Genomic DNA, 18722 nt, shown 5'->3' on the forward strand with positions numbered 1-18722 from the left:
ATAGTCTGGAGTCAAAAGGCAGACATATTAGGGTTGTATGGTTAAGTGACTAAGCGTATACGGTGGATGCCTTGGCAGTTAGAGGCGATGAAGGACGTGTAAGTCTGCGAAAAGCTGTGGTGAGCTGACAAAACGCATTTGAGCCACAGATGTCCGAATGGGGAAACCCACCGCTTCGGCGGTATCGTTAAGTGAATACATAGCTTAACGAGGCAAACGAGGGGAACTGAAACATCTAAGTACCCTTAGGAAAAGAAATCAATTGAGATTCCCCTAGTAGCGGCGAGCGAACGGGGAGCAGCCGAATCTATTTGAATTAGCAGAATGTGTTGGGAAGCACAACGATACAGGGTGATAGTCCCGTATGTGAAGGTTCAAGTAGGTCATATTAAGTAGGTCGGGACACGTGTTATCTTGACTGAAGATGGGGGGACCATCCTCCAAGGCTAAATACTCCTAACTGACCGATAGTGAAGTAGTACCGTGAGGGAAAGGCGAAAAGAACCCCTGTGAGGGGAGTGAAATAGAACCTGAAACCGTATACGTACAAGCAGTGGGAGCCCTTCGGGGTGACTGCGTACCTTTTGTATAATGGGTCAGCGACTTATATTTAGTAGCAAGGTTAACCGTCTAGGGGAGCCGTAGCGAAAGCGAGTGTTAACTGCGCGTTTAGTTGCTAGGTATAGACCCGAAACCCGGTGATCTAGCCATGGGCAGGTTGAAGGTTGAGTAACATCAACTGGAGGACCGAACCCACTAACGTTGAAAAGTTAGGGGATGACTTGTGGCTGGGGGTGAAAGGCCAATCAAACCGGGAGATAGCTGGTTCTCCCCGAAATCTATTTAGGTAGAGCCTCGGACGAATTCCATTGGGGGTAGAGCACTGTTAAGGCTAGGGGGTCATCCCGACTTACCAACCCTTTGCAAACTCCGAATACCAATGAGAACTATCCGGGAGACACACGGCGGGTGCTAACGTCCGTCGTGGAGAGGGAAACAACCCAGACCGCCAGCTAAGGTCCCAAAATATTGCTAAGTGGGAAACGATGTGGGAAGGCTAAGACAGCTAGGAGGTTGGCTTAGAAGCAGCCACCCTTTAAAGAAAGCGTAATAGCTCACTAGTCGAGTCGGCCTGCGCGGAAGATGTAACGGGGCTAAGCAATATACCGAAGCTGCGGCAGCGTACTTGTACGCTGGGTAGGGGAGCGTTGTGTAAGTGGATGAAGGTGTGTTGAGAAGCATGCTGGACATATCACAAGTGCGAATGCTGACATGAGTAACGATAATGGGGGTGAAAAACCCCCACGCCGGAAGACCAAGGTTTCCTGTCCCATGCTAATCAGGGCAGGGTAAGTCGGCCCCTAAGGCGAGGCAGAAATGCGTAGTCGATGGGAAACGGGTTAATATTCCCGTACTTATATAATCAGTGATGGGGGGACGGAGAAGGCTAGGCCATCGTGGCGTTGGTTGTCCACGTGAAAGTGTGTAGGCTGGAAACTTAGGTAAATCCGGGTTTCTAAGGCCGAGACACGAGACGAGTCACTACGGTGACGAAGTGGTTGATGCCCTGCTTCCAGGAAAAGCCTCTAAACTTATGATTATATGAACCGTACCCCAAACCGACACAGGTGGTCAGGTAGAGAATACTAAGGCGCTTGAGAGAACTCGGGTGAAGGAACTCGGCAAAATAGTACCGTAACTTCGGGAGAAGGTACGCCCCTGTTTGTGAAGGCTTCGCGCCGTAAGCAGATGGGGGTCGCAGTGACCAGGTGGCTGGGACTGTTTATTAAAAACACAGCACTGTGCTAAATCGAAAGATGACGTATACGGTGTGACACCTGCCCGGTGCCGGAAGGTTAATTGATGGGGTTAGCGTAAGCGAAGCTCTTGATCGAAGCCCCGGTAAACGGCGGCCGTAACTATAACGGTCCTAAGGTAGCGAAATTCCTTGTCGGGTAAGTTCCGACCTGCACGAATGGTGTAACCATGGCCACGCTGTCTCCACCCGAGACTCAGTGAAATTGAAATTGCTGTGAAGATGCAGTGTACCCGCACCTAGACGGAAAGACCCCGTGAACCTTTACTACAGCTTGGCACTGAACATTGACCCTACATGTGTAGGATAGGTGGGAGGCTTTGAAGCGTTGTCGCCAGATGACGTGGAGCCGTCCTTGAAATACCACCCTTGTATGTTTGATGTTCTAACATTGCTCCGTTATCCGGAGTGTGGACAGTGTCTGGTGGGTAGTTTGACTGGGGCGGTCTCCTCCCAAATAGTAACGGAGGAGCACGAAGGTTAGCTAATCACGGTCGGACATCGTGAGGTTAGTGCAATGGCATAAGCTAGCTTAACTGCGAGACAGACACGTCGAGCAGGTACGAAAGTAGGTCATAGTGATCCGGTGGTTCTGAATGGAAGGGCCATCGCTCAACGGATAAAAGGTACTCCGGGGATAACAGGCTGATACCGCCCAAGAGTTCATATCGACGGCGGTGTTTGGCACCTCGATGTCGGCTCATCACATCCTGGGGCTGAAGTCGGTCCCAAGGGTATGGCTGTTCGCCATTTAAAGTGGTACGCGAGCTGGGTTTAGAACGTCGTGAGACAGTTCGGTCCCTATCTGGTGTGGGCGTTGGATGATTGAGGGGAGCTGCTCCTAGTACGAGAGGACCGGAGTGGACGAACCGCTGGTGTTCGGGTTGTTTTGCCAAAGGCATTGCCCGGTAGCTACGTTCGGAACGGATAACCGCTGAAAGCATCTAAGCGGGAAGCCGGCCCCAAGATGAGTCATCCCTGGACGTAAGTCCTGGAAGGGTTGTTATAGACGATGACGTTGATAGGCAGGGTGTGGAAGCGTTGCAAGGCGTTAAGCTAACCTGTACTAATTGCCCGAGAGGCTTAACCATACAACACCTAATGTGTTTGTGGTGACAATCGTAAGACCATACAAAACGCGCTCTTAGATTAAACATATCAGTGATTCCAATTTGTTAATTCCAGTTTTGTCTGGCGACAATAGCGACGTGGTACCACCTGACTCCATTCCGAACTCAGAAGTGAAACACGTTAGCGGCGATGGTAGTGTGGGGTCTCCCCATGTGAGAGTAGCACATCGCCAGACTCCCATTACGAAGAAGGGCTATCCGATTGGATAGCCCTTTTTTGTTGTCTGTAAGACGGAACCATCTGCCCGTTAACCGGCTATCGGAGTGTCGAACAGTCCATTCCGAACCAGACCAGTAACTGGAAAGTATAAACACGTTAGCGGCGACCGGTGACCGGCGCAGGGATAGTGTGGGGTCTCCCCATGTGAGAGCCGAGCAAGCATTGGAGCACATCGCCAGACTCCCAATTTGAAAAAGCCCTTCTCGTTTGAGAGGGGCTTTTTTATTTCCGCTGTCCCATCCTGAAATGTAAATGACCATTGGCGCACAGCCCGATTACCTGAATGCATTAAAACGTTATCTTTAAATGGTGACTGGTGCAGAAAAGTTTTAAAGGTATAGGCCCTAGAAGGGACAATGCTTGGCTGTTTTCTACCGAAGAAGCTATTAATAAGGAGTCGTAAAAACAACGGACACTGTAAACAGGATGAAATCAGCTCAACCGCTAGTAATAATGCTATATGTTTACATTAGCACCACACTGTTCTCTGAGCAGATGCGCGATAGGAGCGCGCATGCTATAAAAATCGACCTATAAATTTGGCCATGATTTTACCCGCTGAAAAGTCATAAATTTACTCATTGACTAGCAACATTCGTCCAACACCTTTTGCGACGAAGCGGTGAATCTACTGCTAATTGCGTTCATTAAACGCAGTTCTGACACACTCTGAAACAACTCATTAACCCTACTGTCATTGGGCGTATTAATTGATTATTTAGTGGTTTTAAACTTTTTCAATGTCGCATTCGACCTATAGTAAACGCACATTACTTCGTTGGGACCGTCCCATGGATATTACGCGAGCAGCTATAAAAAATGCTTCTGGAGTCGCTATTGTCATAGCGATTTTGAGTTTAATTGGAGCTTACAGCCTATTTAAATTACCGATCCAATTGTTTCCTGATATTGAAAGACCCAGGATATCTATACAAACTTTTTGGCGAGCAGCCTCTCCGCAAGAAATCGAATCAGAGATACTCGAACCTCAAGAAGAGGTGCTGCAGGGGATCCCTGGATTGCACAGTATGTCAGCTTGGGCCAATCAGGGGAATGCGTGGATTAACTTAGAGTTCGATTTAAATACGGATATGCAACAAACCTTGATTGATGTGATCAGTCGAATGAACAGGATCCCACCATTACCTAGAGACGCTTTGTCACCCAACATAATGCTCGGAGGCTGGGGCGGCGGTCAACCTGCATTAACTTATTTCTTTTTACAGCGTTTACCAGGAAATGAAGGGAACATCGATAGTTATTTGACCTATTTTGAGGATCAAATAAGGCCTGAACTTGAAGCCATACCGGGAGTGTCACGTGCGCGTATGGAAAGCGGAATTGGAGGTCCACAAGAGTTCCAAATCGTGTTTGACCCATTTCTCGCAGCCCAACTAGGTATTGACCTAACCAATATCACTCGGATGCTTGGCTCATCTAATGATGTGTCAGGAGGATTTGTTGAAGTTGGACGCCGGCGTTACACGTTACGCTTTGAAGGCCGTTATACGCCTGATGAAATGGGGCAAATGATCCTTGAATGGCGCGATGGCCGCCCGGTCACGCTCGCCGATATAACGGAAATTAGAATTCAGCGCGCAGATGGCTCTAATTACAGTATCCAAAATGGTAATCCAGCCATATCAATCCGTATTGATCGTGAAAACGACGCTAACGTTCTTACGACGTTAGAAGCGGTCAAGAGTAAAGTTGCTGAAATTAATGCCAATATGCTTAATCCGCAGCAGCTAACCATGGTTCAGTCATTTGATGCTTCGGTTTTTATTTATCGAGCGGTTAACCTTGTAACAAGCAATTTATTTATCGGCGTATTGTTAGCAATAGGTATCTTATGGTGGTTTATGCGCCAAATGCGCGCCACATTAATAGTCGCGCTGACGATACCGATTTCCTTGCTAAGCACTTTTATAGTATTGCAGATCACAGGGCGATCACTGAATGTTATTTCATTAGCCGGTTTAGCATTTGCTGTTGGCATGGTGCTAGACGCCGCCATAGTTGTGTTGGAAAACATTGTGCGGCAGCGCAGCAAGGGCCATGAATCGCAAGATGCTGCAGCAATTGCAACCAGCCAGGTCTTTGGTGCATTAATGGCTTCCACCGCAACTACAGTGGCAATTTTTATTCCGGTAATGTTTTTAAGTGATGTTGAAGGCCAATTGTTTGCTGATTTGGCACTTACCATAGCGATTGCAGTGACCATATCCTTTGTTATTGCGGTCACGGTTTTGCCGGTCATTGCTCATCGCTTTCTCAATAAAACTTTGCCAGAGGATCGCCATACGAAGACCTGGGAGCGAATTGCTGCTGGGATCATGCGGTTATCTTCGAGCAATCCAAAGCGCTTGGCACTAGCTACGGTATTAATGGGTGCACCATTAATAGCGACCTTTATGTTAGTTCCTAAACTTGACTACCTTCCACCAGTAAAGCGCGATGCTATTGATGCATTCTTTAATTTTCCTGCCGGTGCCAGTGAAGCATTTGTAGAAGAAGAAGTGATGTCTTTAGTGGTGGAACGACTACAACCCTATATGGACGGGGAGAAGGAACCTGCTCTCAAGAATTATTACATTATTGTGTGGGGAAATGGCGGAACTATTGGCGTTCGTGCCAAAGACCAGTCACAAGTAAAAGCACTAGAAACCCTAATGCGTGAGGAGATCCTGAAGGATTTACCGGACACTCAGGCGTTTGCAATGCAAGGCAACTTATTCGGCGGATTCGGCAACGGGCGCTCCATCGATCTACGCTTACAGGCCACTGATCAAGATGGCCTAGCGATTGCTGCTCAGCGGGGCATGGACCTGTTACGCGAGGCTTTTCCAGGGGCAAATGTCCGTGCTAATCCAGCTTTAGAGCAATCTGAGCCTGAATTACAGTTTTATCCAAACGACGCCCGCATGATGGAAGTCGGCTTTGATCGTGCGCAAGTTGCTAGTTTGGTGCGAGCTATGGGGGATGGTGTTTATGTTGGAGAATATTTTGATGGCATAAAACGAATGAATATTATTCTTCGCTCGCAAGATTGGGCAACACCTGAAGCATTGGCAACGACACCGCTAATGACACCCAGTGGCCAAGTCGTCCCCTTAGGGGAACTGGTTACCATTGAACGCGCAGTTGGGCCTAGTCAGATCCAACGGATTGAGCGCAAGCGGACGCTCACGCTGAGTTTAAATCCACCTGACGATATGACTCTTGAAGAAGCTATGAGCATTATTAATGAACAAGTTGAGCCCGCACTCATGGCCGCCATGCCAACTGATGGCAATATTGCCTATGGGGGTAGTGCTGATAGCTTGAAGCAAGCAGTGGCGACTATGAGTCAAAACTTTCTGTTTGCGATGGGATTGCTATTGGTATTAATGGCGGGGTTATTTCGCTCCTTCAAAGACAGCGTACTAGTGGTTTTAGCCATACCTTTGGCAACGGTTGGCGGTGTTGTTGCGATTCGACTTTTAAACCTAGTGTCGTTCCAACCGCTTGATCTGCTAACCATGATCGGATTCATCATTTTGCTTGGTCTAGTAGTAAACAACGCTATATTGCTGGTTCATCAAACCCGCTGCGGTGAACGCGATGGATTGTCGCGTCGTGACGCGGTACATCAGTCTTTACTGGTGCGTCTACGCCCAATCTTTATGAGTACCTTGACTTCAATCTTTGGCATGTTGCCGCTATTGCTCATGCCTGGTGCTGGAAGTGTGATTTACCGAGGCTTGGCAGCAGTTATTGTTGGCGGAATGTTAGTCAGTACGTTGTTTACGCTGGTTTTACTCCCGACCTTGTTGCAAATGGATTTCTCAGTATTTAAACGACGTATCAAATCTGTCCACGCTGCTGGAAGTGTGCAGTCGGTAAAAATGAACAAACTCGAAGACAAACTTTAAATTTAAGGACATTGACGATGAAATTTTTAACTCAGTCTGTTGCCGCAATTGGAATATTAACAGCATCGGTGTCGTGCAGTGTTTGGGCCTTACAGGATCCTACAGAGGCGTCGTTGGTGCATGTAGAAAAAGTAAAATCTGAATCGATTGTGGAACATGTTTGGATGCCTGGTAGCGTTGTGAGTCGCATTGACGCCAATCTCGCTGCTGAAGTTCCGGGGCGGATCCAGTGGATGGCAGATGTTGGAGACATCATTGCCAGGGGGGACGTGATCGCTAAACTGGATGACAAGCGCTTGCAATTACTCAAAGGACAACATGAAGTCGCGATCGATAAATGGCAGGCGCGCGTTGATCTTTTGAAGCGCAAAGTCGCTAGATTTACTCAAATGGCTGCACTAAACAATACCTCTAAAGATCAATTAGACGATATCAGTATCGAGCTTGAAATGGCTAAGCAAGAGCTAAATCAGTCGCGCTATGATCGTGATCTTATTCAATATCAAATTGATCAAAGCCAGTTGCGAGCGCCATTTACCGCTATGGTGGTTGAGCGCCTGCAAGCACCTGGCGAATATACATCTATAGGACAAACGTTATTACGGGTTGTTGATACGCAAAATATTGAGGTGGTAGTGCGCGCGCCACTGACCACTCTCCCTTATCTCAACGCTGGGACTCAAGTGGCAATTGAGCAGCGTAATCAGCAATCACAGCATCCTATTAGAGCAATTGTGCCTGTTGGTGACGAGCAGTCTCGCCTGATGGAGGTGCGGATCGCATTGAATGCAGATTCGTATGCGATCGGCAGCGCTGTTCGAGTAGCGTTACCTCATAGTAACGCCCATGAAGGCTTAACCGTGCCGCGCGATGCACTTGTATTGCGAAAATCTGGTACATTTATTTTTCAAGTAGACGAGGAAAACCAAGCGCGCAGAATTCCAGTAGAGACAGGTGTTGGTCAATATAACCGAATTGAAGTATTCGGCGCAGTGAGTGATTCTCTCCCCGTTGTTGTGCGCGGCGCTGAACGTTTGCGCGAAGGACAGAAAGTCAGGTTTGAAGATACCGCAGAAATCTTGACTGCGGGCACAACCAGTTAATAAATTGAAATAAAAAATGTCTATTTATTAGTGTGTTAAGTTTTGTATTTGATTTTTTTTAAAAAAATGAAATGATTGTTTAACAATGATGGTCTTAGTTAGTAAGTGCGATTACTGCACGATGACTCACAAACTACAGGAAGAATTTATGAAACAGGTTAAAAAAACTACTATTGCTACTGCGTTAGGCGCTGTTGTTATTGGCTCACTTAGTACTGTGAGTCTTCAGGCCAATGCAACGCCATTTGGTGCGCAGCAGTTAGAGTCAGGCTACATGACGTTTGCTGCTGAAGGTAAGTGCGGCGAGGGTAAATGTGGTGGCGATAAAGCCAAAAAAGAAGCCGAAGGCAAGTGCGGCGAAGGTAAATGCGGCGGCGACAAAGCTAAGAAAGAAGGCAAGTGCGGCGAAGGCAAATGCGGCGGCGACAAAGCCAAGAAAGAAGGCAAATGTGGCGAAGGTAAATGCGGCGGCGACAAAGCTAAGCACGAAGGTAAGTGCGGCGAGGGTAAATGTGGTGGCGACAAAGCTAAGCACGAAGGTAAGTGCGGCGAAGGCAAATGTGGCGGCGACAAAGCTAAGAAAGAAGGCAAATGCGGCGAAGGGAAGTGCGGTGGCGACAAAGCTAAGAAAGCCAAAGAAGGTAAGTGTGGCGAAGGCAAGTGTGGTGGCCAAGCGTAAGCATAAGGTTAGCGTTTAGTGTTAAAGGGCCGGTGTAATACCGGCTTTTTTATCCCTGTTTTTTTTGCAGAACAATGAGGCAAGTATGACTAATCTAAGTGGTGCTGGTTTGGGATTGCGGCGTGAAATGTTAGACGATGTATTGGCTCACACTGAGCTGGATGTCGACTTCTGGGAAGTTGCACCTGAAAATTGGATGAGTTTTGGTGGCCAATACCAACGCCAACTCAAAGCACTCACTGCTAATAATAGGTTTACTACTCACGGTCTCTCCCTTTCTATTGGCAGTTCAGATCCGCTGGATATTAATTTTGTTAAACACGTGAAAAGTTTTTTGGTTGAGCACGATATACAGTATTACAGCGAACATTTAAGTTATTGCTCGCATCAAGGTCATATGTATGACCTGATGCCAATTCCATTTACGTCCGATGCCATTGATCACGTTGTTAGTCGAATCGAACAGGTGCAAGATATTTTACAGCGGCCATTGATCTTAGAAAACGTCTCTTATTATGCTGCGCCAGGCCAAGAGATGTCAGAGATTGATTTTACCCAGCAAGTACTCGAACGGTCTGGCTGTAAACTGCTGTTGGATGTTAATAATGTGTTCGTTAATTCAATCAATCACGGCTACTCAGCACGTGACTTTATTGCAGCAATGCCAACGGGAAAAATTGTGTATGGCCATATCGCTGGTCATTTCGACGAGGCCGATGACTTAAAAGTGGATACTCATGGTGCAGACGTGAAGCCTGAAGTATGGGATCTTTTACGTTTCGCCTACCAAACGCATGGTGTATTCCCAACATTATTGGAGCGTGACTTTAATATCCCGAGTATTGAAGAGCTGATGGTAGAGGTAAATACCATCAAAGCTATCCAAGCAGAATGCGGCAATACCATTCAGGAAAGTCAGCGCGCATGAAGCCATTTAGTGAAATCCAGCGGGCATTTACTGCCCATATCCGCGATCCGGAAAACTATTCTTTTGACGACGGTATTGAGGATCGTCGCTTAGCCATTTACCGTGAACTATTTTTTAATAATATTTTGGGTTTTTTAGACAGCGGTTTTCCAGTATTGAAAGCACTCTTTACTGAATCAGACTGGTTGAAACTTGCCCGTACCTTTTTTAGCCAGCATGAATGTCGGTCTCCTCTGTTTGTCGACATCAGTAAAGAATTTGTTGAGTTTCTGGCTAATGAGTATCAGCCCACGGATGCTGATCCTGCTTTTTTAGCTGAGCTAGCCCACTATGAGTGGTTGGAATTAGATGTATCTGTGCGTAAAGGGGAGTTACCTGCACAACCGGCAGCCCCGATCACCGCCGACACTACTCTGCAGATGTCTGTATTGGCTTCCTTGGTGAGTTATCAGTACCCGGTTCACCAAATTGGTCCGGAATTTAAACCGGAGAATGCGGGGGATCCTGTTTTCCTATTGGTCTATCGCAATGCCGACGACGAGGTGGAGTTTATGCTACTGAATCAAGTTACCGCTGTGTTACTGCACACACTTGAGCAGACTGGTACAGCGAGCACTCAAACATTGGTTGATTCGTTAGCGCCAATGTTGCCCCAAATGTCCCCTCATGAATTGTTAGCGGCAACCATTGATATCCTTAGTGATTTTTCACAGAAGCGCATTGTAGGCCTGTGTTTGCAGGAATAATCAGCGCATCGATAACGATTTTCGCTGTCATTTTTGTGCTCGTTAAAGTACCATTTGCCGCTGTTTTATTTGTCAACTAAATGGTATCGCATATGGCTGATCATTCTGAGTTTAAAGAAGTTTTCAACTGGTGGTATTTTTTTGCTGCGGTCGGCACTCTCGTCGCATTGCCCTTAATGCATATTATTCTGGGTTGGTTTGTTTTTTTCTTTAGCCGTTAAGACTTGTTGTGACTACTGAATATATTAAATCTGTTGTAAAAACGATTCCTGACTATCCCAAAGCAGGTATCCAGTTCCGTGACGTAACTAGTGTTCTAGAAGATCACAAGGCGTTTTCTAGCTGTTTAGCATTGATGGTTGAGCACTTTGCCCCGATGAACTTTGATAAAGTTGCGGGCACCGAAGCGCGCGGTTTTTTGTTTGGCGCACCATTGGCGATTGAGCTTGGAATAGGATTTATTCCGGTCCGCAAGCCCGGCAAACTACCCCGAGAAGTTATTGCTGAAAGCTATGAACTTGAATACGGCATGGATACCCTAGAAATGCACAAAGACGCGGTTAAGCCGGGTGAGCGAGTCTTAATGATTGATGACTTGCTGGCCACCGGTGGGACAATGTTAGCCACAGCAAAGTTGATCCAGCGTTTAGGCGGAATCGTCGAACATGCTGGTTTTGTGATTTCTTTGCCGGATATCGGTGGTGAAAAACGTCTTGCTGAGCACGGTATTACGTCATTCACACTATGTGAATTTGAAGGTGAATAACGGGTAATGAGCTATCAGGTTCTAGCGCGTAAATGGCGGCCGCAAGTATTTTCTCAATTAGTTGGGCAAGAGCATGTAGTCTCTGCGATTTCCAATGCACTAGACAATAACCGTTTACACCATGCGTACCTTTTTACTGGTACTCGCGGCGTAGGTAAAACTACAATCGCGCGGATTTTTGCCAAGAGTCTCAACTGTGAGACGGGGCAGAGTGCTAATCCTTGTGGTCAATGCAATACCTGTCAGGATATTGAGCAAGGGCGCTTTGTTGACTTGCTTGAAATCGATGCAGCGTCGCGCACTAAGGTCGAGGATACTCGAGAGTTGTTGGACAACGTACAGTATCGTCCGACACGGGGCGAGTACAAAGTCTATTTGATCGACGAAGTGCATATGCTGTCCAAGCACAGCTTCAATGCGTTGCTGAAAACCCTTGAAGAACCGCCTCCGCACGTTAAATTTTTATTGGCCACCACGGATCCGCAAAAACTGCCAGTAACGATTTTATCGCGCTGTCTACAGTTCAATTTAAAAGCCTTATCGCGTGAGCAAATCAGTCAACAGCTAGAGCATGTTTTGACCCAAGAGGGTATTACCTTTGATGCCAGTGCATTGGGCTTAATCGCTCGCGCTGCACAGGGCAGTATGCGTGATGCATTGAGTTTGACCGACCAAGCGATCGCACAAGGAAATAATTCGGTTGCCCAGCAAACAGTAGTTTCTATGCTAGGGTTGCTGGATCGTAATCATGTTTTGCGCTTAGCCCAAAGCTTGGCTAATCATGAAGCTGACGCGGTAATGACATTAGTCGAAGAGCTTAGTCAGCATGCCCCAGATTTTGCGCAAGTGCTGCACGAACTAAACGCGACTTTGCATCAAGTAGCGCTGACCCAGATTGTACCGGATGCCTGCCGTTTAGAGACCAATCATGCCAAAGTTATTTATCAGTTAGCGAAAAGTTTTACCCCTGAGCACGTGCAGCTGCTCTATCAAATTGGTGTTGATGGACTACGTACCCTAAATTTTGCACCCGACCCGCGAACCGGTGTAGAAATGATTTTAATGCGCATGTTGGCGTTTTCGCCAACGGCTCCTTTAGCAGCGATTGAAAACATTATTCAAAACCCGCCACAAGCCGTGACAACTGAAGAATCACAAGAACGGTTTAGTCAAAGGGCCGAAGAGCCGGAAGACCTATCCGCTCCAGTACCAGCAAATGCTAATATTGAGTCGGTACCCGATAGTCAGTCGCCTCCAGTTATGGATGAGCTTTCGAATGATGAGGGTCATGACGAGCTGCTAGCTCAGCAAGCTGCTATCGAGGCGCAAGCTGAGCAATATCGTGAAGCAGAGCCTGCACAACCTGCACAAGCTCAGTCTGAAGAAGAAGCTAACCTTGCGCGCACCAAAGCCATGCTGGAGATGCAGCAGCGCATGTCACAACTGTCGCCTTCAGAGGTGGCGGCTCCAGTAAAAAAGTCCGTTGAGGAAGAGTCTCAGGCTGCCCCGCATGCGTCACAAGCGCTCGATGAATTCGCTCGCCAGCAAGACAGCAGCGCTGTTGATAATGAATCAATAGAAACAGGTCAAGAAAGCGAACAACGCAACGCTGATGATGCCGGAACAACGTCAAGCGTAACTATTGCACAAACTTCTGATAGGGTGAGCACCGAAGCGGCTGCAGAAGACACTTTCAGTCTGCCTGCCGACCAGCAACCTCCATTTGATTTGGAAGAAAGTAGCGCAGCGCCTGAACCTGTTGGCGAAGGTCAAATAGCAAGCCATAAGAATTCTTTGTCCAACCAAGTACTTTCGACTACTCCTGTAGAGTCAGAGCCGATGATTCAGTCGCAAGTGCCGCCAACTTCGACTCTGCGTATTGATAGTCATTCCTTGTCGCCAAGATTGCCCAATGGGACGAAATTGGTGATGGCGAGCCAGTTGGATGATTGGGCTGCGTTGATTGAGAAAGCTCAGTTAGCGGGATTAGCCAAGCAGGTAGCGATTCATTCTGCGTATAAAAAAGCGGCGGATGTGATCGTGCTAGACTTGGCTCCCGCACAAGAACATTTACTGAATGACGGACTGAAACAACACTTGCAACAGGCATTGAGTAAGGCGCTCGGTGAAACCGTGTCGCTGCAATTAACTATTGCGGAATCGGAATCTACGCCTTTCAAGTTGCAGCAACGTATCGACACGATGCGTCAAGCGTTTGCCGAACAAGTTGTGAATGATGATCAAAGTATTCAGCATTTAATCAAAACATTTAACGGTAATGTACTGCAAGACAGTATTAAGCCGCAGTAATTTAGGAGTAATACATGTTTAAAGGTGGTATGGGTAATATCATGAAGCAAGCGCAACAGATGCAGGAAAAAATGCAGAAGGCGCAAGAAGAGCTTCAATCCATTGAAGTGGTCGGAGAATCAGGTGCGGGCATGGTGAAAGTGACTATGACCTGTAATCACAACGTGCGTCGTGTCGAAGTCGATCCGTCATTGATGGATGATGATAAAGAGATGCTCGAAGATCTAGTAGCAGCGGCCATCAATGACGCAGTGCGCCGAGTACAGACCACTAGCCAAGAAAAAATGTCGTCGATTACAGGAGGCATGCAAATGCCACCAGGCTTTAAAATGCCGTTCTAGGATTATTCAGCGATGCCTGCGCAATTCAGTCCGTTACTCAACGATTTAATCGACGCCCTTCGCGTGCTGCCGAGTGTTGGCGCGAAAAGTGCCCAGCGTATGGCGTTTAGTCTATTAGAGCGCAACCGTGATGGCGCGTTGCGTTTGAGTCAGGTGCTGCATGATGCAATGGAACACATTTCTCATTGCCAGCAGTGCCGAACGTTTACGGAAAAAGACCGTTGTGATATCTGCGCTCATCCCACCCGTGGTAGCGCAGATGTTATCTGTATAGTTGAAGCTCCGCAGGATGTATTTGCCATCGAGCAGACGGCGCAGTTTGATGGGCGTTACTTTGTGCTGATGGGGCATTTGTCGCCACTGGATGGAATAGGTCCTGAAGACATTGGTCTCAATGAATTGGCAGAACAATTAGATGCTGGTGGCGTCAGTGAGCTCATCCTTGCTACCAACCCCACGGTGGAAGGCGAAGCAACTGCGCATTATATTGCTGAAATGTGTCGCAAACGCAACATCGCGGCGTCACGTATCGCTCACGGAGTCCCTGTTGGGGGCGAGCTTGAGTATATTGATGGGAATACTCTCGGCCACGCATTGAGTGGCAGAAAAACCCTTTAAAATTATCAAAAAGCATTTTCATACCTTGAATTTTCAAAACAAGACCTTACCTCTGGCAATGTTAATAGAGGCTTTGCCAGAGATTCTAACTGGCGTTGTAATTGCACGTTAAAGGAGAAGAGGTCTTATGTCGCAGGCGACACACCAAGAGACTCATGGTTTTCAAACTGAAGTAAAACAATTACTGCAGTTGATGATCCATTCACTGTATTCCAATAAAGAAATTTTCCTCAGAGAACTTGTTTCCAATGCTGCTGATGCGGCAGACAAGTTACGTTTCAAGGCACTATCCGATGATAAGCTTTATGAAGATGATGGCGATCTGAATGTAAAGCTCAGTGTCGATAAAGAGGCCGGTACGATCACGATCAGTGATAACGGCATTGGAATGACGCGCGATGAAGTGATCGAAAATCTCGGTACCATTGCTAAGTCAGGCACCAAAGATTTCTTTAGTCAGTTGACGGGCGATCAAGCCAAAGATTCTAAGCTGATTGGTCAATTTGGTGTCGGCTTCTATTCCGCATTTATTGTTGCTGACAAAGTTATCGTGCGTACCCGCAAAGCTGGCGTTGAAGCTTCGCAAGGCGTCGAGTGGACATCCGCAGGTGAGGGCGAATTTACTATCGCCGACATTGACAAGGCGACCCGCGGAACAGAGATAGTTCTGCACGTTCGGGAAGATGAAAAAGAGTATGTCGACAATTGGAAACTACGTTCTATTGTCGGTAAGTACTCCGATCACATCAGTATTCCAGTGCTTATGTGGAAAGAGCCAGTTGATGAACGTGATGGCCCTGACGGTGAGAAAATCCCAGCGCAGCCCGGTGAGTGGGAAGCTGTTAACAAAGCTACAGCATTGTGGACTCGCGATAAATCTGAAGTGTCAGATGAGGAATACAAAGAGTTTTACAAACATGTTTCACATGATTTTGCCGATCCTTTAACGTGGTCGCATAATCGTGTAGAAGGTAAAACTGAGTACACCAGTTTGCTGTATATCCCCAGCAAAGCACCCTTTGACCTATGGAATCGTGAACATAAGCACGGTCTGAAACTCTACGTTCAGCGAGTGTTTATTATGGATGACGCTGAGCAATTTATGCCAACTTACCTTCGGTTTGTGAAAGGTTTGTTGGATAGCAATGACTTACCGTTAAACGTGTCACGAGAAATTTTGCAAGATAATAAGGTGTCTCAAGCGCTACGCCAAGGATGCACCAAGCGCGTGTTGCAAATGCTTGAGCGCATGGCGAAGAATAACCCAGAAGACTACCAAGCTTTCTGGGCTGAATTCGGAAACGTTTTGAAAGAAGGGCCTGCAGAAGACTTTGCGAATCGTGAGAAAATTGCTGGTCTGTTGCGTTTTGCTTCTACGCACAATGACACTAACGAACAAAGTGTGTCGTTGGATGACTACATTGAGCGTATGAAGGACGGCCAGGATAAAATTTATTACGTGACTGCTGACAGTTATCAAGCGGCGAAAAACAGTCCTCACTTAGAAATCTTCCGCAAGAAAGGCATCGAGGTTCTGCTTCTATCCGAGCGTATTGATGAATGGTTGATGTCGCATTTGACTGAATATAAAGAGAAGTCTCTGCAATCAATTGCACGCAGTGATATCGATTTATCGAAGCTAGATGACGAAGAAAGTAAAAAAGCCCAAGAAGAAGCAGAAAAGCAAGTCGAAGGTGTCACTGAGCGGCTAAAAGCAGCGCTAGGTGATAAGGTGATGGATGTGAAGTATACGCACCGTTTAACTGATTCACCGGCGGTTATTGTGGCAGATGATAATGGCATGACGACGCAAATGATGAAGTTGATGCAGGCTGCAGGCCAACCTGTGCCGGAGGTGAAGTATCACTTTGAAATTAATCCTGAGCATCAGTTGATCAAACACGTTGCAGAGATGCAAGATGAGGCAACTTTTAAGCAATGGGCTGAGGTTCTCTACGATCAGGCAGCGCTGTCGGAACAAGGCAGTTTAGAAGACCCATCTTCGTTTGTACGCAAATTAAACGATTTGTTGATGAGTCTATCAAAATAAGCCCATAATATTTGATTAATGCGAGAAAAAGCGAGCTTTATGGCTCGCTTTTTTATATCGCTGATAAAAGTTGAAGTTATATTTGTAACATACTGAATGTTATAGATAATTACTAAGCATTCAGATGGTTTTCAACGTTAGTCAGTCAGCCATGTTTGGATTTCCATACGCTTTTGGTCTAATGGCCATGGATAATCCTTGCCTTTACCTTGTCAGCTTTAAGCTGAATGTGTAAAGTGCTGGCAGAAAATACAAATTAGCGGAGTACGCAGTATGCGGATCATTCTTTTGGGCGCACCAGGCGCCGGCAAAGGAACACAAGCCCAGTTTTTGATGGGCCGATACAACATTCCTCAAATCAGTACCGGAGACATGCTAAGAGCAGCAATCAAAGCGGGTACCGAATTAGGTTTAGCGGCAAAGAAAGTCATGGATGCCGGACAGTTGGTCTCTGACGATATTATTATCGGTTTAGTCAAAGAGCGTGTCGCTCAACCAGATTGTGCGAACGGCTTTCTACTCGATGGATTTCCTCGCACCATTCCACAAGCTGATGCTATGGAAGCTGGCGGTATTGTGGTGGATCACGTTATCGAGTTTGACGTTCCGGATGATGTGATTGTTGACCGCATGAGTGGGCGTCGTGTGCATCCTGCCTCAGGTCGCGTTTATCATGTAGATTACAACCCTCCAAAAGTAGCAGGTAAGGATGATGTAACCGGCGAAGAGTTGATCATTCGTGATGACGACAAAGAGGATACTGTGCGTAAGCGCTTGGGTGTTTATCATGAGCAGACTAAACCCTTAGTTGATTTTTATCAAACAGCCGCGTCAGATGGTAAATGCCAATACCATAAGATAGACGGTACTCAGGCTGTGAGTGCCGTAAGTCAGCAGCTAGCTGAGTTGTTAGGCTAATTCTGATGCAATCACTGAGCGTCGAAATCACAGGTTTTTATGCAAGTTTGCTTGCTATCTGTTATCTGTATTTGTCAATCTTGGTTGTCAAAGCAAGGCGCTCATCACGCGTAAGTCTGGGTGATGGCGGAGATACTGCCTTACAGCGCCTGTCTCGCGCGCATGGCAATTTTGCTGAGTATGTACCGATAACCTTAATTTTAGCTCTCTGCGTTGAACTTAATACCGATTTCAATTTAATCGTACACATCGCGTGCGCAGCATTGTTATTCGGACGTTTAACTCATGCTTATGGCTTACGGCATCATATTGGTGCAAGTTGGCAACGCATCGTTGGTATGTTGCTAACCTTTGGTGCGATTTTGTTATTAAGTATATGTAACTTAGTGTGGTTGCATTTCTAACTACAAAATCATGAAAAACGGCGCCTTTCGGCGCCGTTTTCAGTTAACAGGGAGAATAATTTACTCGATTATTTGTTTTCGAGTAACTGACTGCCTATTTCAATCTTACGCGGTTTCTTCGCTTCTGGTATTACCCGCTCAAGATCAATGTGTAGCAAGCCGTTTTCCATATCAGCAGAGAGCACTTTTACGTGGTCACCGAGCTGGAATTTACGTTCAAAGTTACGCTCAGAAATGCCTTTGTGCAAGAATTTGCGCTCTTCGTCTTTGCTTTCTTTGCTGCCGGTAACAGTCATCGAGTTTTCTTGTACCTCAATTGACACATCGTCTTTACTAAAGCCGGCAACGGCCATGGTAATTCGGTATTTATCGTCGCCAACAAGTTCAATGTTGTACGGCGGATAAGCGCTTTGTTTCTCAGCGCGAGTTGCTGCGTCAACCAATGACGCTAAATGGTCTGAACCAATGAATGAACGGTAAAGTGGAGATAGATCGATAGTACGCATAGTCATATCCTCAATATAAAGCAATATGTTAATTAATTTGCCCCGATTACTCGGCGACGGTTATGTCGACCTCTGTTGAGCATCGACAATTCCTATTTAAGATCATTTCAATGCTTTTCAAGAATAAAAAATAAAATAAATTTTATCTTGTTGATTTTAATAGTTTTAATTTTGCGAAAAAATGTATTGTGTTGTCGAGGAATCGCGTGTTCGGCATTTTCTCTGTGCGAATTTAAGTTTTTCCTGTTGCGGACGATAAATTACCTGAGAGAG

At 46.5% G+C, this 18722-nt stretch carries 14 protein-coding genes and 2 rRNA genes; 15 read left to right on the plus strand and 1 reads right to left on the minus strand.

Annotated features, from left to right (window positions below):
• Positions 1 to 39 precede the first annotated feature (39 nt).
• The 15 genes from CSH92_RS06050 to CSH92_RS06115 all read left to right on the plus strand — a co-directional run bounded on the left by CSH92_RS06050 (position 40) and on the right by CSH92_RS06115 (position 17943).
• Positions 40 to 2907 (plus strand): 23S ribosomal RNA (locus CSH92_RS06050).
• Between the two features lie 99 nt (positions 2908 to 3006).
• Positions 3007 to 3122: ribosomal RNA gene (gene rrf / locus CSH92_RS06055) — 5S ribosomal RNA — on the plus strand.
• A gap of 835 nt (positions 3123 to 3957) precedes the next feature.
• Positions 3958 to 7080: an efflux RND transporter permease subunit gene (locus tag CSH92_RS06060; RefSeq protein WP_100656744.1), complete on the plus strand. Its 3123-nt coding sequence runs from the start codon at positions 3958 to 3960 to the stop codon at positions 7078 to 7080.
• A gap of 17 nt (positions 7081 to 7097) precedes the next feature.
• On the plus strand, positions 7098 to 8183 hold the full coding sequence (locus CSH92_RS06065) for an efflux RND transporter periplasmic adaptor subunit (RefSeq protein WP_100656745.1): 1086 nt from the start codon (positions 7098 to 7100) through the stop codon (positions 8181 to 8183).
• A 148-nt stretch (positions 8184 to 8331) separates the two neighbouring features.
• Positions 8332 to 8862: an HvfA family oxazolone/thioamide-modified RiPP metallophore gene (locus CSH92_RS06070; RefSeq protein ID WP_100656746.1), complete on the plus strand. Its 531-nt coding sequence runs from the start codon at positions 8332 to 8334 to the stop codon at positions 8860 to 8862.
• Positions 8863 to 8947: 85 nt separating this feature from the next.
• On the plus strand, positions 8948 to 9790 hold the full coding sequence (locus CSH92_RS06075) for an HvfB family MNIO-type RiPP peptide maturase (protein WP_100656747.1): 843 nt from the start codon (positions 8948 to 8950) through the stop codon (positions 9788 to 9790).
• Positions 9787 to 10536, plus strand: coding sequence for an HvfC family RiPP maturation protein (locus CSH92_RS06080; RefSeq protein WP_100656748.1), 750 nt, complete (start codon positions 9787 to 9789; stop codon positions 10534 to 10536). Before CSH92_RS06075 ends, CSH92_RS06080 begins: the two co-directional genes overlap by 4 nt.
• Positions 10537 to 10628: 92 nt before the next feature.
• The gene (locus CSH92_RS17300) at positions 10629 to 10757 is read left to right on the plus strand and encodes a hypothetical protein (protein ID WP_276307859.1); all 129 of its coding nucleotides are present in this window, start codon (positions 10629 to 10631) and stop codon (positions 10755 to 10757) included.
• An 8-nt stretch (positions 10758 to 10765) separates the two neighbouring features.
• On the plus strand, positions 10766 to 11302 hold the full coding sequence (gene apt, locus CSH92_RS06085) for an adenine phosphoribosyltransferase (RefSeq protein WP_100656749.1): 537 nt from the start codon (positions 10766 to 10768) through the stop codon (positions 11300 to 11302).
• Between the two features lie 6 nt (positions 11303 to 11308).
• Positions 11309 to 13612: a DNA polymerase III subunit gamma/tau gene (gene dnaX / locus CSH92_RS06090; protein WP_100656750.1), complete on the plus strand. Its 2304-nt coding sequence runs from the start codon at positions 11309 to 11311 to the stop codon at positions 13610 to 13612.
• A 14-nt stretch (positions 13613 to 13626) separates the two neighbouring features.
• Positions 13627 to 13953 carry a YbaB/EbfC family nucleoid-associated protein gene (locus tag CSH92_RS06095; RefSeq protein WP_100656751.1) on the plus strand — a complete coding sequence of 109 codons (327 nt, stop codon included), beginning with the start codon at positions 13627 to 13629 and terminating at the stop codon, positions 13951 to 13953.
• Positions 13954 to 13965: 12 nt separating this feature from the next.
• On the plus strand, positions 13966 to 14571 hold the full coding sequence (recR, locus tag CSH92_RS06100) for a recombination mediator RecR (RefSeq protein WP_100656752.1): 606 nt from the start codon (positions 13966 to 13968) through the stop codon (positions 14569 to 14571).
• Between the two features lie 127 nt (positions 14572 to 14698).
• Positions 14699 to 16621, plus strand: coding sequence for a molecular chaperone HtpG (gene htpG / locus CSH92_RS06105; protein ID WP_100656753.1), 1923 nt, complete (start codon positions 14699 to 14701; stop codon positions 16619 to 16621).
• 273 nt (positions 16622 to 16894) lie between these two features.
• Positions 16895 to 17539 carry an adenylate kinase gene (adk, locus tag CSH92_RS06110; RefSeq protein ID WP_100656754.1) on the plus strand — a complete coding sequence of 215 codons (645 nt, stop codon included), beginning with the start codon at positions 16895 to 16897 and terminating at the stop codon, positions 17537 to 17539.
• A gap of 14 nt (positions 17540 to 17553) precedes the next feature.
• Positions 17554 to 17943 (plus strand): MAPEG family protein, encoded by a 390-nt coding sequence (locus CSH92_RS06115; RefSeq protein WP_100657446.1) that lies wholly within the window; start codon positions 17554 to 17556, stop codon positions 17941 to 17943.
• Positions 17944 to 18011: 68 nt separating this feature from the next.
• On the opposite strand, the gene CSH92_RS06120 is transcribed toward CSH92_RS06115, so the two are convergent.
• The gene (locus CSH92_RS06120) at positions 18012 to 18449 is read right to left on the minus strand and encodes an Hsp20 family protein (protein ID WP_100656755.1); all 438 of its coding nucleotides are present in this window, start codon (positions 18447 to 18449) and stop codon (positions 18012 to 18014) included.
• Between the last annotated feature and the right edge of the window lie 273 nt (positions 18450 to 18722).

Origin of the sequence: Neoalteromonas flava (assembly GCF_002807685.1) — a bacterium.
GTDB lineage: Bacteria > Pseudomonadota > Gammaproteobacteria > Enterobacterales > Alteromonadaceae > Alteromonas_E > Alteromonas_E flava.